At 31.0% G+C, this 25873-nt stretch carries 30 protein-coding genes and 1 riboswitch; of the genes, 16 read left to right on the top strand and 14 right to left on the bottom strand.

Going from position 1 to position 25873, the window contains the following annotated elements; genetic code table 11:
• The first annotated feature begins 109 nt into the window (after positions 1-109).
• Positions 110-973: a cation diffusion facilitator family transporter gene (locus LQ694_RS01835; protein ID WP_164960879.1), complete on the top strand. Its 864-nt coding sequence runs from the start codon at positions 110-112 to the stop codon at positions 971-973.
• A 96-nt stretch (positions 974-1069) separates the two neighbouring features.
• Positions 1070-1234, top strand: a complete 165-nt coding sequence (locus LQ694_RS01830) for a hypothetical protein (protein ID WP_162841912.1) — start codon at positions 1070-1072, stop codon at positions 1232-1234.
• A 97-nt stretch (positions 1235-1331) separates the two neighbouring features.
• Here the strand turns inward: LQ694_RS01830 and LQ694_RS01825 are convergent, their stop codons facing one another.
• Positions 1332-2681, bottom strand: coding sequence for a PepSY-associated TM helix domain-containing protein (locus LQ694_RS01825; protein ID WP_065381266.1), 1350 nt, complete (start codon positions 2679-2681; stop codon positions 1332-1334).
• Between the two features lie 211 nt (positions 2682-2892).
• Here LQ694_RS01825 and LQ694_RS01820 point away from each other — a divergent pair, with 211 nt between their 5' ends.
• Positions 2893-3282 carry a hypothetical protein gene (locus tag LQ694_RS01820; protein WP_058591994.1) on the top strand — a complete coding sequence of 130 codons (390 nt, stop codon included), beginning with the start codon at positions 2893-2895 and terminating at the stop codon, positions 3280-3282.
• 66 nt (positions 3283-3348) lie between these two features.
• Positions 3349-3981, top strand: coding sequence for an HAD family hydrolase (locus LQ694_RS01815; protein ID WP_065381265.1), 633 nt, complete (start codon positions 3349-3351; stop codon positions 3979-3981).
• Here the strand turns inward: LQ694_RS01815 and LQ694_RS01810 are convergent.
• Positions 3972-4643: a helix-turn-helix domain-containing protein gene (locus tag LQ694_RS01810; protein ID WP_196968338.1), complete on the bottom strand. Its 672-nt coding sequence runs from the start codon at positions 4641-4643 to the stop codon at positions 3972-3974. The two genes, LQ694_RS01815 and LQ694_RS01810, sit on opposite strands and share 10 nt — an antisense overlap.
• 97 nt (positions 4644-4740) lie before the next feature.
• On the opposite strand from LQ694_RS01810, the gene LQ694_RS01805 reads away from it, so the two are divergent.
• Together LQ694_RS01805 and LQ694_RS01800 are read left to right on the top strand one after the other, a co-directional pair.
• Positions 4741-5196: a hypothetical protein gene (locus LQ694_RS01805; protein ID WP_058611972.1), complete on the top strand. Its 456-nt coding sequence runs from the start codon at positions 4741-4743 to the stop codon at positions 5194-5196.
• Positions 5197-5220: 24 nt separating this feature from the next.
• Positions 5221-6054, top strand: coding sequence for a DUF5996 family protein (locus tag LQ694_RS01800; protein WP_096791795.1), 834 nt, complete (start codon positions 5221-5223; stop codon positions 6052-6054).
• 14 nt (positions 6055-6068) lie between these two features.
• Here LQ694_RS01800 and LQ694_RS01795 read toward each other — a convergent pair whose 3' ends face one another.
• Together LQ694_RS01795 and LQ694_RS01790 are read right to left on the bottom strand one after the other, a co-directional pair.
• Positions 6069-6557, bottom strand: coding sequence for a competence protein ComK (locus LQ694_RS01795; protein WP_227532082.1), 489 nt, complete (start codon positions 6555-6557; stop codon positions 6069-6071).
• Between the two features lie 75 nt (positions 6558-6632).
• A complete protein-coding gene (locus LQ694_RS01790; protein WP_058591999.1) occupies positions 6633-7109 on the bottom strand; it encodes a sigma-70 family RNA polymerase sigma factor in 477 nt (158 codons plus the stop codon).
• Positions 7110-7387: 278 nt separating this feature from the next.
• Between LQ694_RS01790 and LQ694_RS01785 the strand changes: the two genes are divergently transcribed.
• Positions 7388-7609, top strand: coding sequence for a hypothetical protein (locus LQ694_RS01785; protein WP_025905232.1), 222 nt, complete (start codon positions 7388-7390; stop codon positions 7607-7609).
• Between the two features lie 186 nt (positions 7610-7795).
• Positions 7796-8725 (top strand): peptidoglycan release complex glucosaminidase SagB, encoded by a 930-nt coding sequence (sagB, locus tag LQ694_RS01780; RefSeq protein ID WP_049318596.1) that lies wholly within the window; start codon positions 7796-7798, stop codon positions 8723-8725.
• Between the two features lie 364 nt (positions 8726-9089).
• Here the strand turns inward: sagB and LQ694_RS01775 are convergent, their stop codons facing one another.
• The 5 genes from LQ694_RS01775 to LQ694_RS01755 form a co-directional block, all read right to left on the bottom strand.
• On the bottom strand, positions 9090-9923 hold the full coding sequence (locus LQ694_RS01775; protein WP_048539531.1) for a DUF6612 family protein: 834 nt from the start codon (positions 9921-9923) through the stop codon (positions 9090-9092).
• Positions 9924-10092: 169 nt separating this feature from the next.
• Positions 10093-10782 carry an ABC transporter permease gene (locus LQ694_RS01770; protein WP_025905235.1) on the bottom strand — a complete coding sequence of 230 codons (690 nt, stop codon included), beginning with the start codon at positions 10780-10782 and terminating at the stop codon, positions 10093-10095.
• Positions 10783-10784: 2 nt separating this feature from the next.
• Positions 10785-11735: an osmoprotectant ABC transporter substrate-binding protein gene (locus tag LQ694_RS01765; RefSeq protein WP_058611975.1), complete on the bottom strand. Its 951-nt coding sequence runs from the start codon at positions 11733-11735 to the stop codon at positions 10785-10787.
• 15 nt (positions 11736-11750) lie between these two features.
• Positions 11751-12386: an ABC transporter permease gene (locus tag LQ694_RS01760; RefSeq protein ID WP_025905237.1), complete on the bottom strand. Its 636-nt coding sequence runs from the start codon at positions 12384-12386 to the stop codon at positions 11751-11753.
• 13 nt (positions 12387-12399) lie between these two features.
• Entirely contained in the window at positions 12400-13554 is a 1155-nt protein-coding gene (locus LQ694_RS01755; RefSeq protein WP_164960876.1) for a betaine/proline/choline family ABC transporter ATP-binding protein, read from the bottom strand.
• Positions 13555-13806: 252 nt separating this feature from the next.
• Here LQ694_RS01755 and LQ694_RS01750 point away from each other — a divergent pair, with 252 nt between their 5' ends.
• From LQ694_RS01750 to ribH, 5 genes are all read left to right on the top strand, one after another.
• Positions 13807-15321, top strand: a complete 1515-nt coding sequence (locus LQ694_RS01750) for an FAD/NAD(P)-binding protein (RefSeq protein WP_096791797.1) — start codon at positions 13807-13809, stop codon at positions 15319-15321.
• Between the two features lie 445 nt (positions 15322-15766).
• Positions 15767-15899: riboswitch (FMN riboswitch) on the top strand.
• Positions 15900-16042: 143 nt separating this feature from the next.
• Entirely contained in the window at positions 16043-17089 is a 1047-nt protein-coding gene (gene ribD, locus LQ694_RS01745) for a bifunctional diaminohydroxyphosphoribosylaminopyrimidine deaminase/5-amino-6-(5-phosphoribosylamino)uracil reductase RibD (protein ID WP_196968337.1), read from the top strand.
• Between the two features lie 4 nt (positions 17090-17093).
• A complete protein-coding gene (locus tag LQ694_RS01740; RefSeq protein WP_058611979.1) occupies positions 17094-17726 on the top strand; it encodes a riboflavin synthase in 633 nt (210 codons plus the stop codon).
• Positions 17727-17737: 11 nt separating this feature from the next.
• Positions 17738-18910, top strand: a complete 1173-nt coding sequence (gene ribB / locus LQ694_RS01735) for a 3,4-dihydroxy-2-butanone-4-phosphate synthase (RefSeq protein ID WP_196968336.1) — start codon at positions 17738-17740, stop codon at positions 18908-18910.
• 21 nt (positions 18911-18931) lie between these two features.
• Positions 18932-19402, top strand: coding sequence for a 6,7-dimethyl-8-ribityllumazine synthase (gene ribH / locus LQ694_RS01730; RefSeq protein ID WP_058611981.1), 471 nt, complete (start codon positions 18932-18934; stop codon positions 19400-19402).
• Between the two features lie 40 nt (positions 19403-19442).
• Here the strand turns inward: ribH and LQ694_RS01725 are convergent, their stop codons facing one another.
• Both LQ694_RS01725 and LQ694_RS01720 read right to left on the bottom strand, forming a co-directional pair.
• The gene (locus LQ694_RS01725; RefSeq protein ID WP_058611982.1) at positions 19443-20447 is read right to left on the bottom strand and encodes a proline dehydrogenase family protein; all 1005 of its coding nucleotides are present in this window, start codon (positions 20445-20447) and stop codon (positions 19443-19445) included.
• A 246-nt stretch (positions 20448-20693) separates the two neighbouring features.
• Positions 20694-21149, bottom strand: a complete 456-nt coding sequence (locus tag LQ694_RS01720; protein WP_049318609.1) for a DUF805 domain-containing protein — start codon at positions 21147-21149, stop codon at positions 20694-20696.
• A 507-nt stretch (positions 21150-21656) separates the two neighbouring features.
• On the opposite strand from LQ694_RS01720, the gene LQ694_RS01715 reads away from it, so the two are divergent.
• Positions 21657-21992 carry a hypothetical protein gene (locus LQ694_RS01715; RefSeq protein WP_058611983.1) on the top strand — a complete coding sequence of 112 codons (336 nt, stop codon included), beginning with the start codon at positions 21657-21659 and terminating at the stop codon, positions 21990-21992.
• A 42-nt stretch (positions 21993-22034) separates the two neighbouring features.
• Here the strand turns inward: LQ694_RS01715 and LQ694_RS01710 are convergent, their stop codons facing one another.
• Positions 22035-22544 (bottom strand): gamma carbonic anhydrase, encoded by a 510-nt coding sequence (locus tag LQ694_RS01710; protein WP_058611984.1) that lies wholly within the window; start codon positions 22542-22544, stop codon positions 22035-22037.
• A gap of 84 nt (positions 22545-22628) precedes the next feature.
• On the opposite strand from LQ694_RS01710, the gene LQ694_RS01705 reads away from it, so the two are divergent.
• Positions 22629-23447, top strand: a complete 819-nt coding sequence (locus LQ694_RS01705) for an alpha/beta fold hydrolase (protein WP_065381259.1) — start codon at positions 22629-22631, stop codon at positions 23445-23447.
• Between the two features lie 81 nt (positions 23448-23528).
• Positions 23529-23936 (top strand): transcriptional regulator, SarA/Rot family, encoded by a 408-nt coding sequence (locus LQ694_RS01700; RefSeq protein ID WP_218697391.1) that lies wholly within the window; start codon positions 23529-23531, stop codon positions 23934-23936.
• A 304-nt stretch (positions 23937-24240) separates the two neighbouring features.
• On the opposite strand, the gene mnmM is transcribed toward LQ694_RS01700, so the two are convergent.
• A complete protein-coding gene (gene mnmM, locus LQ694_RS01695; protein WP_058611986.1) occupies positions 24241-24798 on the bottom strand; it encodes a tRNA 5-(aminomethyl)-2-thiouridylate-methyltransferase MnmM in 558 nt (185 codons plus the stop codon).
• Entirely contained in the window at positions 24795-25754 is a 960-nt protein-coding gene (gene mnmL / locus LQ694_RS01690) for a tRNA modification radical SAM protein MnmL/YtqA (protein WP_025905260.1), read from the bottom strand. Before mnmL ends, mnmM begins: the two co-directional genes overlap by 4 nt.
• Between the last annotated feature and the right edge of the window lie 119 nt (positions 25755-25873).

Genomic DNA, 25873 nt, shown 5'->3' with positions numbered 1-25873 from the left:
TACCTAAAACATAAATATGCGAATTAATTTATATTATTTTACGATAACTAATTCATTAACTTGTCTCAAATTTTGTTATATAATCATATTTCAGTGAAAAATTGGAGTGTTGGAAATGGCAAATAATTTGAGAATTGCACAACGTGGCGCATATATAAGTTTGGTTACTTATATTATTCTTTCTATTTTGAAATTTGTAGTTGGTACAACTTATAATTCATCTGCATTAAAGGCGGATAGTTTAAACAACTTAACAGATATATTTGTTTCTGTGGCAGTACTTATAGGTTTGAAGATTTCAATCAAACCTGCTGATAAAAATCACCCTTACGGACATATGAAGACTGAAAATATTACAACTTTGATTGTATCTTTTATCATTATGTTTGTCGGGATAGAAGTTATTTCTAGCAACATTCCTAAATTACTTCAAGGTGACTATAGTGAACCTAGCACACTGACAATATGGGTCAGTTTTATAAGTGGTATTATAATGATTTTAGTATATTTATTTAATTGGAAGTTAGCGATTAAAACTAAAAGTACATCATTAAAATCAGCAGCAAAAGACAATCTGTCTGATGCGTTAGTCAGCATCGGTACTGGTATTGGTCTTATATTTACACAGTTTGGTCTACCTATAATTGATATTATACTTGCTGTCATTCTAGGCTTTATTATTGTTTATACTGGTTTTACGATTTTTAAAGAATCGATATTCACGTTGAGTGATGGTTTTCATGAAAAAGATTTAAATAATTATATAGAAGAAATTGAAAATATAGAGGGTGTATTAGACGTACCGTCTATAAAAGGGCGTTATCATGGTAATAGTGTCTTTCTTGATGTGACGATCATTGTCGATAAAGATTTAACACTAGATGAAGCTCATGATATTTGTGATTTAGTTGAACAACAATTAAAAGAAGCAGGCGCATATTCGTCTTATGTACATCCAGAGCCTAACTTGTAAGCAGTTTATTATTAAATTCAAATATTAAAATTAATTAAATAAGTATGATACTATTAGTATATGAGTGTTTGATAAATATCTAAGGGGATGTTATTCATGCAAATACTAGGAAAAGGATATGAAAATGACCATCATTATTTTCATGTTATTACTGATAAAAATCATCTTATAAAAGTTAGAGTGCCTGATGATATGGATGATCATGATTTAAGACACTTACTTGAAGCAGTTTGTAACGATTATGACGAGGCTAATAGCTAAGTTTAATGAATATATGAATGCATTTAAATATTTGTATAAAAATAAGCATATCACGTGTTATCTGATTTTAATTTCAGAAGCGTGATATGCTTTTTATTTAAACTGTATTTAACTTTTTATGTCGTTTCCATAAGAAGAATTCAATAATAGCAACTGGAATTAGTGATAATCCGAATAATGGCATTGCGATTCCTAATATAACTAAGAATACAATGAGTCCAATTGGAACTTGATTACTAGTTCTTATTGGTGCGCTAAATGAGTTGGATTTCTTTCGTTTCATCCATGATAAGAAACCAAATGAAATGCCGCTAATAAAGGCTAAACAAACTAATAGGTTAATGATTTTATTTGCAGTTCCAAATAGGTGACCTTCATGTAAAGGTATACCGAAACTGAACCATTTACCGATAATACCATAATCATCATAATCTACTTTATCTAAAAGTTTACCTGAATATTGATCGAAATATGCTGTCGTTTCTTCTTTTGGTGCAACGTCTAATCCTGTAACACCTGTATTACTACTTTTCGAAACAGTGAATACACCTTTTTCATCAGAAGGATAAACAATAGAGAATGGCTTTTTTATGCCTTCTTCTTCAGCATTCACGATAATATTTTCTAAACTTTGTTGTCCATCTGCACCAATTACATTACTCATAGAACCGTGATGTTCTGCATGTGGATCTTTTTTAGATGAAGGTTTCTCCTTAGTACGCGTTGCCCATGGTAATTCATTATCTTCTGATTCTGGTGGGTTAGCTTTTAACGCTGAATAACCGATCGTTGGATGATCTTCGGCAAATTGGTTAATTTGTTTACCCATAAGCGCTGACCACGGTAAGCCTGTTAGTACGATTATAAATATTGGAATAGCTATAATAAGTCCTATAATCGCGTGTAATCGTCTATTAAATAAGAATGATGATTTCTTTTTAGTTGGTTTCAATGCTTTTGATTTAAAAGTTAAATAAATACCTGATATAATCATAAAAATTGTCCAACATGCTGCTAGCTCAACTAAATAATTTACAAAACTACCACCAACAAATAAAGAACTATGTGTTTCTCTTAATACGTTGGAATATGTATATTTAGCGTTTTGATTTGCAACTCTTTGGTTATGTTCGTCCAAGAAAATATAGCGTGAATCACCATCTTCATTCCCGATGGTAACTCTGTTATTGTATGGCTCGTCCATAATACTGATTTTTTGAATGTCGTATCCTTTATATACATCTCTAATTTCTTGAATAGCATCATCTAATGATTGATGACCCTTCGTTACGCTATCATTGAAAAATTCATCATGGTAAATGTTATTTTCTACATTTGTAAAAAATAAATAACCAATACCAGTAAGTGAGAGTGTTAATAATAAAGGTGTAATAAAGAAAGCAGCATAAAAATGTAACCTTCTCAATGGATTAAAACTTTTGTTCATGTACTCAACCTCTATTTCAAATAATATATAAGTTCTATTTAACGTTATTATTTTTTGAAATAAATTACAATATGGAAACGACATAATTTTTGACGCTTTCGTGAAAACCGAAAAAATTATGTAATAAATGACTTGAAAATGTAATAATAAAATACTCTAAATATTCAGTTTAAAATGTTAAAATATAAGCAACGGGATGAGGTGAATGACTATGTTAACAAACCTAAAATTATTCAACGATAACGATAATCGTACACAAATTATTAATCAATTTTACACAGGATTAAATCAAGAGAATATACACGATGCTGTTATTTCTTTAGAAGAGAGAAAGTATCATGATTTTCCACATGGTTCAGTATATTTCAAGAATGATTTATCTAATGCTAAACAAGATGAATTAAACTTAAATGAGTCAGATGGTTTATTTATAATTGAAGAGAACGGGTCACAAAAAGGATCCATTATTCCATTACATGAAATCGTGCAATATTTAGCGACAAATAGAGAACGCATTGCACTGGAAAAATCACTGAGTTTAATTCAATTAGAGAACATTATCGATCGTTTAGAATTGACACTTAAATCAGAAGATTTATAATCAAAATAAGAGACCGGGATTAAGAATAGTCCTAGTCTCTTATTTTTTAGAATGGAGTGTTTAAACATGTACGATGCAATAATATTTGATTTTGATGGTACGATAATAGATACAGAAATTAATTTATTTAATACTCTAAATAAACATATTGATCAAAAGAATAACGAAAAGATAAGTTTAGATGAATATAAAGCTTCTATTGGATCAGTATCAGAAGTATTAAATAATAAAATATTAAATGCATTAGGTTCAAAAGAGGCTCTAGAAGAGATGTTTGAAGATCATTATGAAGGTACGAAATCTTTGCCTATTAAACCAGTGGTTAAAGAATTAATAGATTATGGTCGTGAAAACCAGAAAAAAATGGGTATAGCAACTAGTAGTTATAAAGCGCATATTATGCCTAACATACAAAGATTAGAATTGGATCAATATGTCGATGTTATAAAAGGGCGTGAAGATGTTGCGTTTGTTAAACCCAATCCAGAATTATATATTCAAGTAGCACATGATCTTAATGTAGAACCAGATAAGTGTTTAGCAATTGAAGATACGACGAATGGTGCACAAGCTGCAATAGAAGCTGGAATGGATGTGATCGTTATAACGCATGAAATTACAGAAGATTTGAATTTTGATTCATTAAATATTTTAGCGAAGAATTTAGAGGCAGAAGAAATTATCAATCGCTATTTATAATGTGAATATACATTGTATCTTTTTCTAAAATGAAGCGGCGTCATGTTTCGGTGATTTTTAAAGACCTTTGTAAAGTGAGCTTGGTCATAAAAACCATATTCTATAGCTATGTCTGAAATAGATTGATTTGTTTTGAATATAAGTGCAACAGTAGCTTCAAATAAATGACGTTGCCAATAATGATTGTGGTGGTTATGTCTTACATAAGATTCGTTAGTTGGAATTTCAGAATAGGGTGGTTGTTTAATATCATCTAATAGCGTAATGATACTCGTTGAAACATTCGTCGTTAATCTTTCCTTATGATAAGGTGCAAGTAGGTTAAGAATATTTAAGTGATTACTTACTTTATCAAATTTGTAAGATTGAATAATGGGAAAGAAATTTTTGAGTAAGAAATATTCATAAATATTTGAAGCTAATGTATATACCATTAATTTATTAATATTAAGTATACATATTTGACCATTAATTGCATAAATAAAGCTATATTCATCAAAGGGTACAATGCACAAAAATCCTTTATCCAATGTCATCATGTAATTCGATGTATGATAAAAAATATTAATATAGCCATTTGTGACATATATGATTGATGCATCTTCATTATGATAAATCCATTTATTTTCGTGTGAAATATGGTTGATATTAAAATTAAACATCATTTTCACTCCTTCAAAATAGCAATTTTGAAAAATAATCAACGTATAGATTGATTAATGTTATAATTAAAATATTAATGAATTTTAGAGGTGTGTAATGAATAACGAACAATATAAATCCATTGTTTATAAAAAGCTTTGGTTTATCAATAAAAAAGAAAAAAATATAGCGCATGAAAAATTAAACCATCATGCCGATAAAAATTTAATCGATGAGTATGGTAAACCAAGTAAATTTGTGAATGAATTTGTAGAAAATGAAATTATAGATAAAGCTACACCACCAAGTAGTTTATATAAAGTGATCACGTTAGGTGGTTTATTATTTGGAAATGTCTTAATGGCAGGCATTTTAATAACAGCTTCTTTGTTGATCTTGGGGACATTTACGTTATATTTCACAAAACCAATTGGTGAAGCATTAACATTACAAGCCTTATATCTTGTCATAGGTATTGTGCTATTTTTTATAGGTTATAAAGGTATCAAATGGGTAAATGCATTCTTTACAAGGCGTTTGCTAATCGCTAGAAGATTTAAAGAATTTTCATAGATTACTGACTAGGGGGTGTTGTAGATGAGCTTGTTATATTTTGATGAATGGCGTGATACACGTGCAACAATAAGATATATTGTTCAAATTATGGGGAAATGTTGTTTAGCTGTGAATACACCTGAACCGTTATATAAGCACGTCATGTTAACAGTTAATCAAGTTGGGCTATCTACAGGCGAATTAAAAAAGGACAATCATACATTTGAAATTAACTTAGATTTAATTGATCAGTTAATAGTTGTTAAAATAGATGAAAAAGAAGAAACTATGATCGTCAAATCAGGACGTACGATTCAAGAATATTATCAATTTATATTTGATACATTGCATGAGAACGGCATTGATATCCCAATCAATACGAAGCCATATAATATTCCATATGAAAAAACGCTAGATGAAGATGACAAAGAACGAATCTTTAATCCAAAGACTGCATATCATGCACTTAGATTAATGCAGCAAGCTCAATATGATCATTATCAATTTTTACATTCAAGGAATATTAAAGATGTCAAAACAGGTTTGTTTTGGGATAAATTTGATGTAACATCTATTTTTTACGTAGAAGGTAATGATGAGTATACCGTATCACTTTGTTATTACTTTGGAGATAAATATAGAGAGTCTCCTTATTATATTATTAAGATTAATCCGTTTAAGCAAGATAAAATCAACTTGAAACAAGTAGAGCCATCATATGCTGAATATAATGGTAAAGATGGAAGCTTTTTAATCTATGAAGAAGATTTAGAAAGTATCATTAGAAGAGATGAAGTACTGCTGACATTCTTTAATAGTGCATACCAAGCATTGTTATCAGGCGTAAGCAGTAAATTATCACAACATGACAAATAAAAGCCGTTACGCATTTAAAGCGTAACGACTTTTTTTATATTTGCGGATAGATTTTGTCTGTAAAGATGGTGCTTTTGAAACTGAATGAGTCTTAATGATTCACCGAGTTTCCTACTGATTATATGATTTTCATGATATATGACTTTAGTTTGCTGATTAATTAATAACAATTTAGTGTAATGTTTGTATGCGTCGATATGAACAATGTGTTTGCTGTTAATGAGCATATAATTATAGTTAGATTTTGCGCTTGTTGGAAATAATACGAAATCTTCAGAGGCATATATGAGAATGGGTAGAAGTTTAGAAATGTTTAAGACATATTTAGCGTAATGTTCTCTTGATTTTAAACTTGCACCTTCAATTTTTAGTGCGTCATTAATAAGATAGGGGATAGAGTGGTTGGTATAAACGATTGATTGATCTAAATATTCGATTTGGAATCTATAAGCTGAATCATCAGCGTATTTCAGTAATGTCATATTAGAGTTGATCAAAGTCATTTGATACACCTCCCTATATAACATGTTACTTGAATTTTGGGAAAAATATTGTAATTTTTGAAGAAATATTTGTAATTAAATTAAAAAATGTGATTTCAATTTACGTCGCGCATTTTTACGATAATACTTAATGGAGGATTCACTTTTATTTAAATATATCGCAATTTCTTGGGTTGAGAAACCTTGTAATGTTAGTTTTAACCACATGAGTTCATCTTGAGATAAAATCTCTAACATACTAAATGTTTCAAATTGATGAGATTCAATAAAGCTTTGGTCTAACATTTCATGATTTGAAGTGGGTGATACACGGTTTGAATCTTTACTTTGCTTTCTGATGCAGTCAATGAGGTAATATTTTAATTTCGTATATAAATATTTATCTAGTGAAGCGGTCTTTGAAAAATCGTATCGCTCAATTTCAGTCCATAGTTTAATTAATAACAGTTGATAATAATCTTCGTAACCATATTTGATTTGATATCGATGCAGTAAATAATGAATCATATTTTTATATTGCTTATAATAATGTTCAAATTTGTGTTGTTTCATGTTGTCCTCTTTGGTGAGCATGCACACGGTTATTTCCGGATAAACGTATTGTAAATAATTAAGAAGTACATTAAAAATTAACTATTTACCATAAAATAGAGCAAACTTTAAAATAGATAATAATTCATGAGATTATTTTGAAAAATAAAGACTTTATCTTTAAAAATAACTTATAAAAACATAGATTGAAATGATTTACATTTTCACTTCAAACGTGTATATTTGGTTATATATATGGACATATGTTTTATTGGGGCAAAGATTAGGAGGCTCATCATATGGATTACGAACATCTAAATTTAGAACACTTTTTTGCAAGAAATAATGACTTGAATACGATAAGAGATAACGCAGATTTTGTAATGATTAACAACGTAAACAGATTTATGAATTATAGAAATGGCGAAGAAGAGGGTACAATCAATTTAAGCCACTATAACTATAAGAATAGATCAGCGGCAATGTCATTTATATTTATGAATTATTCAACTTATAAATAAGCAAACATACTTTCAAAGCATGTTTGCTTTTTTTGTTGAAATATAATAGTAATTAAAACGTAACATTCTTATTTTTGAATAATAAGCCCTTATCCTATAGAATATAAAGAGTAAACTTTAATGCAATTGTAAAAATTAGGTAATAAATTATGATTGATGGTGGTTTACAAACATAGAGGTGAAACGATGAAAAATGCCAGGCTAGAAACCATTAAAAATTTAGTCATATTATCAATAGTCTTGTTAGTTATTGTTGGCCTGTTTTATTATTTGATTTCAGATCATTTAAAATTTTATGAAGTAGATAAACAAGAAGATAATGTAGAAGTGCCATTAACTTTAAGTAAAGCGGTAAATAAACAATATAAAAATGATACGAAAATGCAAGTAGCAACAGAGTCAGGCAATTGGAAAAATGCAACACGAAGCGAAATATATGAAGTGATGGATGTAGAAAAAATCTTAAATGATAAAAAACAAGTATATCAATTCTTGAACTTATCAGAGTATCAAGGAATTGAAGAAAAACGAATTCATCATATGTTAAGAAAACAAGAAGTACTTGAAGATTATACAACAGAATTTTTAAATGCTGCTAAGAAAGAACATGTAAATGAAGTGTATTTAATATCTCACGCTATATTAGAAACAGGTAATAACAAAAGTGAATTAGCAAATGGTGTCATGTTAACTGAGAAAGGGAAAGTAACGAAATCTAAAGAAGAATCTGATGGTAAAAAGTATTATAACTTTTATGGTGTCGGTGCTTTAGACAGTGATCCTATCGGAACAGGCGCAAATTACGCTAAAAAAAGAGGCTGGGATACACCTCAAAAAGCCATATCAGGTGGTGCGAAATTTATACATGATCATTATTTATCAAACCCAGAGCAAAATACATTATATAGTATGAGATGGAACCCAGAGAAACCAGGCGTACATCAATACGCAACAGATATCAAATGGGCACAAAGTAATGCACGTATAATAGCAGATTTCTATAACGAACTCAAAACAGAAGGAAAGTACTATATCGTATATAAATACCAAGATACAGATAAGTCACTTTCAATCAAAGCATTAGATGAAAAATTAGATAAACAAGAAGAAAAATAGTAATTAAGAAGACTCGAGACAAATGTTTCGAGTCTTTTTTGTGTGAGTGGAGTATAGAAATTGTCGTAATAGACTGCTGTTATAAGCAGTTTTGATAAGAAGCGCAAATACTGAGTGTGTTAGTAACATTTCAGTCGAGTTTTGTAACTAAGGCGCTCCATAGTAACATTTCGGCCAAGTTTTGTAACTAACAGCCCCGTTATAATCAAGTTTCGCGAGAAGTGTTCACAAGGCACCCGTTACGAACAAGTATAGCGAAAACTGTTCATAAGGCACTCGTTATAAACAAGTTAGCGAAAAATGTTCACAACACACCTGTCCAAATCAAAAAAGACTCCAGGCATTTACCTCGAGTCTTTACTAATTATGATGCTTTATCTGAACTGTTAGATGAACTACTGCTTGATGAGCTAGATGATCCGCCTTGTAAGTCTTCTATTTTCTTAGCGTCTTTTGCTTCATCTGGAATCTTAATTTCATCAATTTCGTTTAACTTATTATAAGTGACGTTTGTCTTCATATCAGCAGTTTCGTCATCTTTAGTTAATTTAGCATTTAATTTGTATGAATCAATTTGATTATCTTTATTTACTTTCAATATAGCGTTACCTTTAACTTTATCAACTTGTGATTCAAATTGCTCTAGTTGATCTTTGTTACCTGAGGCGTTAGCTAATTTAGTGAAATCTTCTTTGTTTTTGATGTCATATGTAAGTTCATATCCATCGTCAACTTTTTTAGCTTTCGCATCTTTAAAAGCACTTAAAGTTTTAGCGTATTTTTCATAATTTAATTGATCTAGAGAACTATCGATATTCATATTTTCTACTTGAGAAGATAAGTCTACCCATTGGTCATCTACTTTAGCAATCATTTTATCGCCTTGTACATAAATTGACATTTTCTGACCAGCTTGGTCCATATCTAATTTTGCTGTTTCTTTTTCATCAACATCCATGCCAACTTCTACAGTTTGACTATCTTCGCCTTTAGCAGAAACTTCAATTTTGTTATCAGTGTGATAGCTTTTAACATCTTTAGCATTGCTTTGTAAGTCTTTAACGACTTGACTAGAACTTTTAGTGTCATCTTTCTTTTCTGATTTTGTATCAGAATCTGAACTGTCTGATCCATTCCCACATGCTGCTAAAATAAGTGTTGATGATAAAAATAAACTTCCAAGTATTCTATATTTCATATTACTTCCTCCTTTGTTTTAACTATACTAACACTATGCAATTCATAATAGCAAAAAATTATATAATTACATAAGTTATTAATATAAATTATTTAAGTTTTTTCTTAGGTGAAAGTATTAAAATAACAATAGTTGATACAATTACTTTTAATATAAATTTCATTTAATATCACTCCGAAAGTGTTTGAGGTTGTGGACCTTTTTGCTTTCTCTTTGTTGGGTCTAATTTCTTTTCAATATATCCTAAAAATAAATCACTTAATACTGCCAATAAAGCGGTAGGGATTGCACCGGCTAAAATAAGTGATGTACCATCAGTAGCGTTTGTACCTCTAATAATGATATCACCAAGTGTAGACGATCCAATAAATGATCCGATTGCAGTAACACCAATTGCAATAACGAATGCGATTCTTATACCACCAATCATTACTGATAACGAAAGGGGAAGTTCAACCATCGTTAAGATTTGACGTGATGTCATACCCATACCTTTACCAGCATCTTTAATACTAGAATTTACGTTATTAATTCCGGTATACGTATTTTTGATAATCGGTAATAAAGCGTATAAGAATACTGTCATAACAACAGTGTTTGAACCAAGTCCCATCACAAGCATTAATATAGCAAGTAGGGCAAGTGCTGGAACCGTTTGAATAATATTAGCTAGTGAAATGACAAAGCCGGATAATTTAGAATATCTAGCAATGAAAATTCCTACTGGTATACCTATTATAACCGCAAATAACACACCATAAACAGAAATAAGTAAATGAGTTAGAAAAAGTTGAAATATATATCCACCATTTGTTGCATAATAATCGACTAATTGTGACCATACATGATTATCAACCACTATTACTCACCATCCTTTTCATCGTCAAAATAATTGTGCTTTTTAAGGAATTCTTCAGCTACTACAGCAGGTTCTTTAAGGTTGTTATCTGCTTCGTAGTTTAATTTTTGCATTTGTTCTGTTGAAATTTTTCCTCTTAATTTATTCATTGCACGATCAACATAAGGTTTTTCTTTAATTAAAGATTTTGTAACTAATGGACTTGCATCATATGGAGGGAAGAAGTTCAAGTCATCTTCAAGTACAACTAAATCATAGCTCGCAATTCTTCCGTCTGTTGTATAACCTAAAACAACGTCCATTTTACCTGTGTTTAGCGCATCATATACAAGGCCAATTTGCATTGGACGAGTACGTTTAAAATCGAAACCATATTTTTCTTTAAATGCTGGGTATCCATCGCCAGGACGTTTCATCCAAGATGAGTCAACGCCAGCTTCTAATTTGTTTGCTACTTTTTTCATATCTGAAACTTTTTTAAGATTGTATTTCTTCGCTGTTTCTTTCGTAACCATCATGGCATAAGTGTTTTCAAAACCATATGATCCATACCATTTTTGGTCATAATCTTTATCGAATGCATCTCTCACTACTTTTAAAGCTTTTTTAGGATCGGTGATAGGGTCTTTACCTAATGCACCTGTTAAATCAGTTCCCGTATATCTAGCACTTGAAATGTTAACATCTCCACTATTTTGAGCATTAAATGTAACAGTTGATGATCCTAAATTATTGATAAGCTGTATGTTGTTTTCTTTTATGTTATCTTTTTTAGCTTCATGTTCTATCATCAATTTATCTATATGTCCCATAATTTGTGATTCACTTGTATTTTGCATACCTATTTTTATTGAGTTTTCATCACCTGAAGCGCCAAGAAAAGGTAATGAACATCCAGATAAAATGACAGATAAAGCCATGATAGGCAATAACAGTTTAAAATATCTATTCATGTTTATATTTCCTCCTTATCTTGAAACTTTTAACCCTTTAGGTGTAACCCATAGTTCAACTTTAGAAAGTACAAAGTCCATAATAAGCGCGATTAATGTAACACTTATGGCACCGCCAATAATTAAATCAGGTTGGTATAAGTTCAAACCATTAAAGATAAAGTCACCTAAACCACCAGCACCAATGAAACTTGCTAATGTTGCCCAACTGATTGCATATACACTTGATAAACGTACGCCACTCATAATGACTGATATAGCAAGTGGTAATTCAATCATGAACATTTCTTGGAATTTTGTCATACCCATACTTAGTCCGGCTGCTTTAACATTTTTATCAACATTATTGATGCCGATATATGTGTTGTTTAAAATCGGTAATAAGATATAAATAAATAATGCTAAAATGGCAGGTAATTTACCAACACCTAAGAAAGGAATCATAAGTGCTAATACTGCTAATGACGGAACGGTTTGTAGAACACTTGCAATAGATAATACGACTTTGGCTAACTTTTTAGTTCGTGTCAATAAAATGCCAAGTGGTATCGCTACAATCATAGCTAAAAGTAAAGCTAATAATGAAATATAGAAGTGTTCCAGTGTCTTCTGAAGTAGTTCGTTTCCGTTAACTTGTAAGAATTCAATCACTATTTTTCACTCCTTATTTGATATCACTTTTTTCAGTTGCTTCTGCTTCTTCTGTTTGTCCCCATATAGAATCGTAAACAATATCTACTAAGCTTGCTCTTGTTATAACACCTTTTATGTAATATTGTTCATCAACAACAGGAATTAATCTCACATTTCGTTTTAAAATTGTACGAACAGAGTCTTGAAGCATCGTACCTGTCTTAACTGTATAAATATCTCGATGCATAATATCGATAATGTCTGATTTTTTACGATATCCTTCGTTTAAATCTTCAATATCAATATATCCGACAAGTTTACCTTTTACATTTGTAATAAATAGCGTATCTACACGTCGCTCTCTCATAATTGAAACTGCTTCGTCAATTGTCTTTTCAGAAGTGATGGCAATTGGATCTTTCATTGCATCATCAACAACACGTATGTTAGGTCTATCTTGAATAAGTCTGTTTTGACCGATAAACTCGCGTACGAAATCATTAGCTGGATTTTTTAAAATATTGTTTGGTGAATCAAATTGAATGATTTCACCTTGAGACATAATACAAATTCTATCTGCCAATTTAATTGCTTCATCCATATCATGCGTTACAAATATAATGGTTTTACCAAGTTTTTGTTGTAGCGTTTTTACAAGGTCTTGCAATGTATCTCTCGTAATAGGGTCTAGCGCACCAAATGGTTCATCCATTAAAATGATATCTTGGTCTGCTGCAAGTGCTCTTACAACACCAATACGTTGTTGTTGTCCACCAGATAATTGAGATGGATATAAATCTAAATATGATTCTGGTAAGTCTACTAATTTAATAAGTTCTTTAGCTTTTTTCTCTTTTTCTTCTTTAGTCCATTTAAGTAATTTAGGTACTAATACGATATTTTCACGTATTGTCATATGTGGCATTAAACCAATTTGTTGAATGACATAACCTATATTTCTTCTTAAATTAACTGGATTCATCTTGCTTAAATCTTTCCCGTCAAGCGTAATTGTCCCGCTAGTTGGCTCAATCATGCGGTTAATCATTCTTAAAGCAGTTGTCTTCCCGCTACCACTCGTACCGATAAAAGCTATGAATTCACCAGATTCAATTTCCATATTGATGCTATTAACGGCTTTTTTACCGCCACGATAAACTTTAGTTAAGTCTTGGATTGATAACATAACACTTCTCCTTTTTTTGAAATTTATAATAATGACGTTTATTATTATAACACATTAGTTGCATAATTATGAAAATCGCCCAAATCGTGTAATTTATGTTTATTGTTATTTAAAAAAAGGAATAAATACAAAAAGTGTGAATGAGACTAATGTTATATATAAAGACATGATATGTTTTCAACATGTATAATAGATTTATAAAATTCGATGTTTTTTGCATATTATGCATTGAGAGATTTGGAGGGGTACAATTTGAAAGTAGCTATAATAGGAATGGGAACAGCTGGTGTTAGTACATTAAACCAATTAGCAAAGCATAAAAAATTCAAAAAAATAACGGTAGATATATTTGATAGTGCCGCAGATATGGGAATGGGCAAGCCATTTCAAAATGATAGTGATCGTTTACTCATTAACTTACCAGCTAATCAAATGTCTTTAAGTCCAGATGATACGAAAGATTTTAAGAAATGGTATAAGAAAAATGATGATTTTGACTATGGTAAAGCTAAATATTTACCACGATTAGTATTCGGTCATTATATGAAATCTATTTTAAATGACTTGTTAAATAAACACGATAATATATTCGTACATAAGCATAAAGTTGATAGTTGCTATGTAGAAGAAATTAAAGATGAAAGAGGACAATATAAAATAGATGTATGTTATATAGAAGATGATGAAGCGGTATGTCAAAAGTATGACTATGTATTTTTGACAATAGGAACTTTACCTTATAAAGATCCGTACAATTTATCTGGATTAAAAGGTTATATTGAATCACCATATCCAACAATTAAAGCATTGCGTGATGTAAAAGAAAATGACGATATTGCGATAATTGGAACGGGACTTAGTTCAATAGATGTCATTAGATTTGTAATGGAGAATCATAAACAACTGCCAATAACTGTAGCATCAAGACATGCTCAATTTCCGACAGTAAGAGGTATTAAACATGAAATTAATTTGAAGTATATTACGAAAGATGCAATAGAAAAATTAAAAAAGACGCATAAAGGTATCGCACCATTAAAAGAAATAGAAAACCTCTTTGCGAAAGAATGTGAATATCAAAATATTAACTTGAAGAAAATGCTTTATCGATTTAAAAAAGATAATGTAGCGAATATGAAATATGATTTAAGACATGAAGATGAAGTAGGGCATTTCCAATCATTTGTTGAAGAAGTAAAACATCATATGATTCCTGTATGGAATGCCATGACAATCGATGATAAAACGACATTTTTAGAAAAGTATGGGCATCACTTTAAACGTAATGCGAATCCAATGCCTCAATCATCTGCTAAGCAATTAATCGAATGGATTGAAAATGGAGATATTGTCGTTAAAGAAGGATTAGAAAATGTAAGAAAATATTACGGTAAATTTAGAATAAAGTATGAAGGCGAACAAGAAGAATCAAGTTATCATTATGTCATTAATGCGACAGGTCCTAAAAAACATTTATCAGAACTGACAGAAGAAGAGCATTTTATTAAAGGTTTAGAGAACAAACAAATTATAGCTGCCCATCCATTTGGAGGTATTCTAGTCATGCCATATTCAAATGAAGTCATTAGTCCTAAATTTGGTACAATGCCTAACTTAAAAGTCATTGGACAATTAACAAGCGGGGTTAATTTTGACGTAAATGGCGTTTCATTATTAGTCGATCAATCCGTAAGAGCCGTAAATGACTTATACGTTGAGTTAGAAGAAAGAAAAAAAGTTAAAAAGGCGAAATATAAAAAGAAATAGAATAAGGGAAGTTGAAATGAAAGCTTGAGACAGTGTTTGATGTCTCAAGCTAATTTTTATGTGTGAGGGAGATGGGGCGTTATAAGCAGTTCTGGCTGAAAGTGCAAATAAGAATACCAGTATTAACACTTCTGAGTAGTTTTGTAATTAAGGCCGTCCATAGTAACAATACGGACGAGTTTTGTAACTAAGAGCCCTCGTTATGAACAAGTTTAGTCAAAAGTGTTCACAAGACCACCGTTATAAACAAGTTTAGGCAGAAGTGTTTACAAAAGCCTCTTTATGAACAAGTTTCATCAAAAGTGTTCATAGCGCCCGCCGTTATCAGTGTTTTGAGATCATCATACAAAATCCAACAAAATAAATTTAACTTCTTCATTTGTAATTCTTAGTGAAATGGTATAGAATGATGTCATCAGTGATTACTGATATATAATTTAATAATATATTCTTTCGGGGCAGGGTGAAATTCCCAACCGGCGGTATAATAGCCCGCGACCCATAAGTGAATTTTCATTTATGGCTGATTCAGTAACATTCTGAAGCCGACAGTATAGTCTGGATGGGAGAAAGAATAGACGACAGCGTATGTTATACGCTTATTTCGTTATACTTAAAATGTTAAAGTCTTTTTTCATAAAAGGCTTATTTCGTGATACATTTTTACTCCCAACCACCGAAAAGTGATTTTCGGTGGTTTTTATTTTTAGGAGGTAAAGAAATGAATCAATATTTAGATTTTGCAATTGATTTAGCTGAACGTGTACAAGGACAGACGGGTACGAATCCTTCTGTTGGTGCAGTTATAGTTAAAAATCATAAAATCATAGGTTTTGGTGCACATTTAAAAAAAGGTGAAGCACATGCTGAAATACAAGCTTTAAAAATGGCAGGTGAAGAAGCTCAAGGTGCAACAATATATGTTTCTTTAGAACCTTGTTCACACTATGGTTTAACACCACCTTGCGTGCAAGCGATTATCGATAACGGTATTCAATCAGTTGTATATGCAGTCAAAGATGGTTCTCTTAAAAATAGTGGTCATGAAATGTTGTACGAAGCTGGAATAGATGTAAAACATGAGCCTTCTAAAAGAGCAGAAGACTTATATGAGGCATTTTTTCATCAACAACAAACGAAATTACCTTTTATTACTTTGAAAATTTCTACGAGTCTAGATGGTAAAGTTGCGACAGATTACAAAGAAAGTAAATGGATTACATCTAAAGAAGTCAAACACGATGTATTAAAATTGCGCTCACAACATGATGCAATTATTACAGGTGGGATGACAGTTCGTGAAGATAATCCATTATTAACTTCTCGTAATCCCAATTTAAGTAATCCAACTAGAATTGTTTTAACAGAGCAATCACACTTTGGTGGTGATTATGAAATATTCAAAGATGAAGATAATCCTGTTATTGTTGTAACGAGTTCGGAATCATTTCACACGTATGAGAACCAGCATATTAAAGTTAAGAACAGTGATTTATCAAATTTAAAAACGATTATGAAAGATTTATATGAAGATGGATATGCTCAAGTGATGGTTGAAGCAGGTCCTAAACTTGTAAGTCAGTTTATTGAACAAGACTTAGTAGACCAATTAATTATTTATCAAGCCCCGAAGATGATTGGTGGTCAAGGAAAATATCAATATTATCAAACGCAAGATGTCGTTCCTTTATCCAATAGTAAATTATTTCAAATTATATCAACAGAAATCATTGGTGGAGATCTTAAAATAACATTAAGAAAGAAGTGACAAGATGTTCACAGGACTCATTGAAACAGTTGGTGTAATCAAGAATACAAGCACAAACCAAGGCGTTAAAACATTAACAATTGAAGCCACTGAAATAATGGATGATTTATCTTTAGGTGATTCCGTTGCTGTTAATGGTGTTTGTCTGACCGTTACTGAGAAAGCAAGTTCTACTTTTAAAGTGGAAGTGATTACTGGAACAATCTCAGTAACTTATTTAGAACATTTGAAAATGAATGACAAAGTAAATCTTGAAAGAGCGATGTTAGCAAATGGAAGATTTGGTGGTCATTTTGTAAGTGGTCATGTAGATGGTCAAGGCATTGTTAAACATATTTCAAAGAGACAAGATGAATGGATTATTGAAATATCTACAGAAGCGCATTTATTAAATCAAATGATTGATAAAGGATCTATCACAGTTGATGGTGTTAGTTTGACAATTTTTAAATTATATCCTCAAAAATTTGAAATTCATTTAATCCCTGAAACGAGAGATCGAACAATCTTTGTTAATAAGAAACAAGGTGACAGCGTACATATTGAAACGGATTTGTTATTTAAATATGTGCAGAAAGCAACAGGACAAAATCATTCAAATTTATCCGAAGAGAAATTACTTAATCTAGGATTTTAGGAGGCTATAACATGTTTGATAACGTAGAAGATGTCATACAAGAACTTAAAAGTGGTAAACCGATTATTGTAGTAGATGATGAAGATAGAGAAAATGAAGGTGACCTCGTCGCAATTTCTGAGTATTTAACAGCTGAAACGATTAATTTTATGGCTACACATGCGAGAGGTTTAATCTGTGCACCGATAAGCAGCGAAATTGCCCAACAATTTGGTTTGAAATTGATGACTGAAACGGGTGATAAATATAAGACTGCATTTACTGTAAGTATTGATCATGCATCAAGTACGACAGGTATAAGTGCTTTTGAAAGAGCTGATACGATTAAAGCATTAATTAATGAAACGTCACCAACAGCATTCGTTCAACCAGGTCATGTATTTCCATTAATAGCTAAAGATAATGGTGTTCTTGAAAGAATAGGTCATACAGAAGCTTGTGTTGATTTAGCGAAACTTTCTGGAGCGAAACCAGCTGGTGCTATTTGTGAAATTATGAATGATGATGGCACGATGGCACGTAGAGATGATTTATATCAATTTAAACGTAAACATGGTTTGTTAATGATAACGATTGATGAACTTGTAAAGTATAGAAAACGTCATGATCAAATTATTCATCTTGAATCTAAAGTTAAGTTGCCAACTTCATATGGTGAATTTGATATGTACGGATTTACATCGCAATTAGATGATAAAGAATATATTGTCATTAGTTCAGGAGAAATTAAAGATGGTATGAATGTACGTATTCATTCTGAATGTGTGACAGGTGATATTTTTCATAGTGCTAGATGCGATTGTGGAGATCAGCTTGAATATTCAATGAAATACATTCAAGAACATGGTGGCATGATTTTATACTTACCTCAAGAAGGTAGAGGAATAGGTCTGATTAATAAACTTAAAGCATATGAACTTATTGAACAAGGTTATGACACGATTACAGCTAATGAAGCTTTAGGCTTTGAAGCGGATTTAAGAGATTATACTGAAGCGAGTCAGATTTTGAAATACTTTAATATAGAAGAAATTCAACTCATCAGTAATAATCCAGATAAATTTAATCAATTACAAGTTTTAGGTATACGTGTTTCTAATAGAGTTCCAGTTGTCATTGAACCGAATGAAACAAATGAATCATATATCAATACTAAAAAGCATGAAATGGGTCATTTAATATAAAATAGAATGGAGTTTTTTAAAATGAAATTTGAAGGTAAAATGGATGGATCACAATTAAAAGTAGCAATCGTCGTAAGTAGATTTAACGATTTTATAACAGGTCGTTTATTAGATGGTGCTAAAGATACTTTAATTAGACATAACGTGGATGAAGAAAATGTTCATGTAGCATATGTACCAGGCGCGTATGAAATTCCTTTAGTAGCTAAAAAATTAGCGAAGTCAGGGAAATACGATGCGATTGTAACATTAGGCTGTGTAATTAGAGGGGCGACTACACATTATGATTATGTATGTAATGAAGTTGCTAAAGGTATTTCTAAAGTAAATGATGAAACAGATGTACCTGTAATATTTGGAATCGTAACAACAGAAACAATTGAACAAGCGATTGAAAGAGCAGGAACAAAAGCAGGTAATAAAGGTGGAGATGCTGCCTTAGCTGCAATTGAAATGGCAAACTTACTTAAAAATATTGAAACACAAATATAAAAACAAAGAAGCCGGAACAAGTGTTCTGGCTTCTTATGTATTATTTTTTCTTCGCTTTAGCGATTCCGCCTATACTTAATAAGGTTAAGCCAGCTATTACACTAGCTCCGATAGCTATTTTTCCTTTATTCTTTTCACTAAAGATATCTAATAACATTAAATTAATATTTTGTGGTCTTTCTGCTAATCTTCTCATAAAGTAACCGAACCAATCTTCCCCAAATGGTACGTACATACAGAAATTATAGCCTTCATTAGCGATTTGATATGCATAATCTGTTCTAAAACCATATAACATTTGGAATTCAAATGAATCTCTTGAGATGTTATGATCTTTAACAAATTGTTTAACATGATTAATAACATTATGATCGTGTGTTGCAATTGAAGTGAATGCTTTAGCAGTTAATAATCTTTTTTCAATCAATGCTATATAATTTTTGTCAATTTCTTCTTTAGTTTGATAAGCAATATGAGGTGCTTCTTTATATGCACCTTTAACTAATCGTAATCGCACATCATCGTATTTATCCATAATATTCATAGCATCAAATAGGTATGCTTGAATAACAGTTCCTACATTTTTGAATTCACCTTTAAGTTTATCAACTATCTCCGTAATACCAACTAAATCTTCATATTTTTCAGCATCTATGTTTACAAATGTATTTCCGTATTCATGAGCTTTTAACAAAATTTCTCTCGTATTTTGATAAGCAAACTCTCTATCAATATTAAGACCTAATTGTGTAAGCTTAATAGATACATGAGCATCAATATTAGCATTGTAATTTCTACGCATAATTTCAACAATATTTTGTTGAGCTTCTAAAGCTTCTTGACGTGATGTTACGAATTCCCCTAAATTATCTAACGTACATGAAATTCCCTTCATATTTAATCTTTCAACTGTATCGATTGTTGAATCAATATCAACGCCCGCTACGACCTTTTTTGCACCTAGTGCAGGACCCATTTTCTTAGCTGATTCATTCATGAATTTGTTGTTAGATAATGCAATAAAAAAATCTTTTACGACAGGCATAGCAAGTCCTCCTTAATTATATATATTCATTTAATTTATTTTATCATGGAAATACAAATTTAGTTAAGCGTTTACATTTTTAATATAATGTAAAATTATACTAATTATAAATTATGACACGAAAAAGAACGCCCCCCGTAAGGCGTTCCATAATATTGACAATATTTTGTCCGAAATAAGAAAATATATACACATATATTAATGTAGTTTAATTGGATTTGTATAATGCCTTTGAACAATTAAATCTTAAACGTATTTAGGACTTTTTCCATATTTGTTTGGAGCTTTATGTCCGTCACCACATGCCATAATTAGTATTGCAAGATTTAAAAATAAACAAATAATCAATAAGACGGCATATAGTACAGTCATAGAAGTACTTGTAACTGAATCTTTAAATAAACTATATAAAATATTTAAAATAAAAGTAAGTGCATATGTAATAGTAGGAAATATCATTGTCATATTTAAATCATGGAATCTTCTACTAGTTACTGAAATAGAAGCAATAAATGTTGCAATATTAAATATGCTAGAAACAATAACTGTAATAAGCTCAGGAATAGGTAGTACTGTAATTAATAGATTACCTAGCATAGTGATAATAATTGTAGCAAGTATTGGATACCAAAATTCTTTACGTCTAGATCGACCGTGAATATTAAATGCATTTAACCAAAAAAGTTTGTAGTAATGCAGCATATTAATTCCCTCCAATAATTCTTTTCTAAGATATTATTGATACTATTATATACATAAATGGATAAAAAAGGAATTTATATTGTAAAAAAGAAACTGACCGTCTTAATCAGTTTCTTTTTATTTTTTAGTTATTAAATTTCGAATTGTAATCTCATTATGGGGTAGGGGTGGATGTAAAAGTGGATTGATTGACTTGCTCATAGTTTGGTGAAATGGGTTCTGCTGCTATACTAATTGCATGTGGTAGAAATGTGAATATAAACAAAGAAATAATTATTTTTTTAAAGAAATGCATTTTATCATGCTCCTTTAAAGGCGTCTTATGTTACATCTTTAAAGTAACACGACAATATGAATTGATTGCTAATTCAATGTAAAGATTTAATGGCTATTAATGTTAATTTTATGTTAAGGAAAGCAATGAATCTTTAAAATATCTTAATAATTATAGCTGGTTTATCGTGATACAATTAATGTATTAGAAATGACTGTAAAGGAGAAATCGGGATGTTTAGGGATATGGCATTTTATATGTTTGGGAAACCTTTAGATAGTTTCGTGCAATTGTTTATTTTTGAGCCAATTGTGATTGGTATTATAGCAATTTTAGTGGCGATGATTACTAAAAAGTCATGGACAGTTTTTGTTACAATCATTGCTTTAAATATTGTTGATAATTTCTTACTCGTTAACTACCAATTTAGTGGGGCAGGTATAGGCACAATATTAGTTCAGAATGTTGTATTCTTCTTTGAGAAGTTCTTCTCAATGTTTTATGAAATTATTATCGCTTATATCGTTGTAAAATTACCATTTATGCATAGCAAATTTAAAATAGCGTAACAAAAAAGGATTGTGACATTGCGTCTCAATCCTTTTTATTATTTATTGATCTGCTTTATAAATCTCAGTTTTTTCAATATATGATGCATTGATTCTTTTTAATTCATTATAGTCATCTTCTGTCAGTTCTCTAATGACTTTTGCAGGACGACCAAATGCTAACGTATGTGGTGGGATTTTCTTTCCTGGTGGAACGAGTGATCCAGCACCGATAAATGCATATTCTCCAATTTCTGCACCGTCAAGAATAGTTGAATCCATTCCGATTAACGCGTGCTTGCGAATAATACTAGAATGTAATGTCACTTTATGACCAACTGTTACAAAATCTTCTATTATAAGTGGTTGATTAGGGCTTTGGTGTAAACAACATAAATCTTGGATATTAACACCTTCACCTATAATTGTAGGGGCAACATCACCTCTAATAACTGAGTTGAACCATATTGAGCTTTTAGGACCGATTGTAATATCACCTATTAAAGTTGCATTGTCAGCAATATAACAGCTTTGATCGATTTGTGGTTTTTGACCTTTAAAAGATTTAATCATTCAAGATTCTCCATTCTTTTGAAAAATTTTGTTATACTAAGTTTAACAAAAAAGTAGCTATATAGGTAAAAGGAGTAATATATTATGTGGAAATGGGAAACTGAGAAAGAAGCTAAAGGAATTGTAGTAATTGTACATAATATGCTAGAACATACAGGAAGATACGCATACGTAATCACAAAGCTACGACGAGAAGGTTACCATGTTATTATGGGTGACTTAAAAGGACAAGGACAAACTTCCCGTGTACATAGAGGACATGTTGATAAATTTGAAGAATACCATGAACAAGTGCTTGAATGGATATCTATTGCAGAAGAATATCACTTACCAGTATTTACGTTAGGTGTTGGTTTAGGTGGCCTTATTCTTCTTAATTTATTAGAAAAAGTAGATTTAAAAGTAGAAGGCGTACTATTGATTTCACCATTAGTTGCTTTTCAACAAAATATTTCAACAAGACGGAATTTCTTAGCTTCAAGTTTCGGTACAGTTGCAAAAGATGCTAAGTTTGATACGGGCATTAAAGTAGAAAGCTTAACAAGAAACAAAGAAGTAATAGATGATACGAATAAAGATGCTTTAATGTTAAATAAAGTGAGTTACCACTGGTACAAGACTATTTTAGAAACGATGAAAGCAACAATGGAAAATATTCACCACATATCTCCAATTCCTACATTACTTATGCTAGGTACAGAAGATAAAATAGTAGATATAGAATCAATTCGTCAAATCGGTAAAACAATCAATACTAACGAATTATATTTTAAAGCTTGGCACGGACTTAATCATGAAGTACATAATGAACCAGAACGCGAAAATGTAATGAAATATATCATATCATTTATGAATAATCGCATTCACTACGTAGGATTACTTATTGATGATGAAACTGAATAATTTATAAAATATAATGCAAACAAGCTTAAACGATACTATATCGGGTATATAACCCATATAGAGAGCGTTGGAGGCGAGTTTATGACAGAAAAAGTAAATAACGTAAGTGACTTAATTTTATTAGATGATATCCAAAAAAATATAAATATTATTTTTTATAAAATTGAAGAAAAGTTTGATATAGAAAAAGAAGAGTTTCTTACATTAATTATGTTATGGAATAACGGATCGATGAGTTTGAAAGAGTTGGATGGTTATATAGATATTAAGCCATACAAACGAACAAGATTATACAATAACCTTGTTAAAAAAGGATGGATTAAGAAAGTGCGCCCAGATAATGATGAAAGAACTGTAATTGTTGAAGTGAATAAAGACTTCGAAGACAAGAAAGATGCAATTATCGATTTCGCTTGTGAAGAAATCAAAAATAGAAAAGAACATTTTGAAAAACAATTTGAGTCAATCGTTAATACTTGTAATATTTAATAAAAACGCAAACCTGTTGAGTAGGTTTGCGTTTTGTCATTTTTGAGGAATTTTGGGGAGGTATATAGGTTTTGGCTGCAGGGATTAAGAAAGAAGAAGGTTAAAAAATGAGTGAGCAGTTTAAGGGTGGGAAAAATGTGAGTTAAAGGCGGAGTAAACCCACGAGTCGTGGCTTAAGTACCGAATAAAGCCAAGAGATGATCCATGTCATACCTTAACCACCAGATATATCCAAAAACCTCAAATATCACATAAAAAACGCAAACCTATTCCCAAGGTTTGCGTTTACTCATCTTACTCATTTTTATCTTTTTTCTATTGCTATTATATATGGTGGATTGTTTTTTTGGTTTATAAATTGATAGTGGAGCACGTGTGCTGATTGTTGATCTATTGAACTAACATGATTGATGACTTCGTTAGATTCTATCTGTCCTTCTGGGTGTCCTGGATATACGACTAATACGATGATGCCATTTTTACTTGTCATTTCGAATAGACTTTCAATTGCTTTAATTGTTGTCGGTGCATTCGTTGTAATATGTTTATCGCCTTTTGGTAAATAGCCTAAATTAAATATTGAAGCATCAATTTGCTCATGACGTTCTTTTATTATAGGTGCTGCATTTTCATGACCTGTTTGAAAATAATGGATATTACTAAATGCTTCTGTTTTGATTTTAGTATTTTTAATGGCTTCTTCTTGTATGTCGAACGCATAAACTTCTCCGTTTGGAACTTGATTTGCAAGGAAAAGTGTATCGTTGCCGTTACCGCATGTTGCATCAACTACGATACTTTTGTCTGTTATATGTGTTGTTATTAAATCTCTTGCGAATGGTAAGATTCCTTGAACAATCATTTTTGAACTTGTTCTGCTTTCTTGAATTTAGATCCTTGCATTGTGCCACGTTCTTTAAGTTCATTGTCTATAGCATTAAGTACTTCCCATTTATTTACACTCCACATAGGTCCAACCATTAAATCGATAGGGCCATCACCTGTAATACGATGAATGATCATTTCTTCTGGTAAAATTTCTAACTGGTCACATACGAGTTGCGTATAATTATCTTGAGTCATGAATTCAAGCATACCTTTTTCGTATTGTTTAACCATTGGAGTACCTTTAAGTAAGTGTAACAAATGAATTTTAATCCCTTGAACATCCATTTGTGCGACTTCTTTCGCTGTTTCCATCATCATATCGTAATCTTCACCAGGTAAACCGTTAATGATATGTGTACATATATTGATATTGTGCTTTCTTAATTTAGCGATACCTTCATAATAACATTTCATATCATGAGCACGGTTAATTAAATCAGATGTTTCTTGGTGTACAGTTTGTAATCCAAGTTCTACCCATAAATATGTTCTTTCATTTAATTCTGCTAAGTATTCTACAACATCATCTGGTAGACAGTCTGGTCTTGTCGCAATTGATAGTCCAACTACATTTTCTTCTGATAAAGCAGCTTCGTATTTTTCTCTTAATACTTCAACGGGCGCATGCGTATTTGTAAAAGCTTGAAAATAAGCGATATATTTTCCTTCGGACCATTTTTCATGCATCTTGTCTTTAATTTCTTTAAATTGTACATGGATTGGTTCTGCACGGTTACCTGCAAAGTCTCCACTCCCGGCTGCTGAACAAAATGTACAACCCCCATGTGCTACTGTGCCGTCGCGGTTTGGACAATCAAATCCACCATCTAATGCTATTTTAAAAATCTTCTCACCAAATTTATTTCTTAAATGATAATTCCATGTATGATATCTTTTGTTATCAAATGCATAACGGAATTGTTCTGTCATTATATTTCACATCCTGTTCTACAAACTTATCTAAAGCATTTTAACATATAATATTGAACTTTTGCAGAAAAAGGTTTAGACTATTAAAATTGACAAAATTTGAGAGGAGGTTGAAATCC

This window comes from Mammaliicoccus sp. P-M58, assembly GCF_022386165.1.
Taxonomy (GTDB): domain Bacteria; phylum Bacillota; class Bacilli; order Staphylococcales; family Staphylococcaceae; genus Mammaliicoccus; species Mammaliicoccus sciuri.
This window is presented reverse-complemented; position numbering and strand designations above follow the sequence as displayed.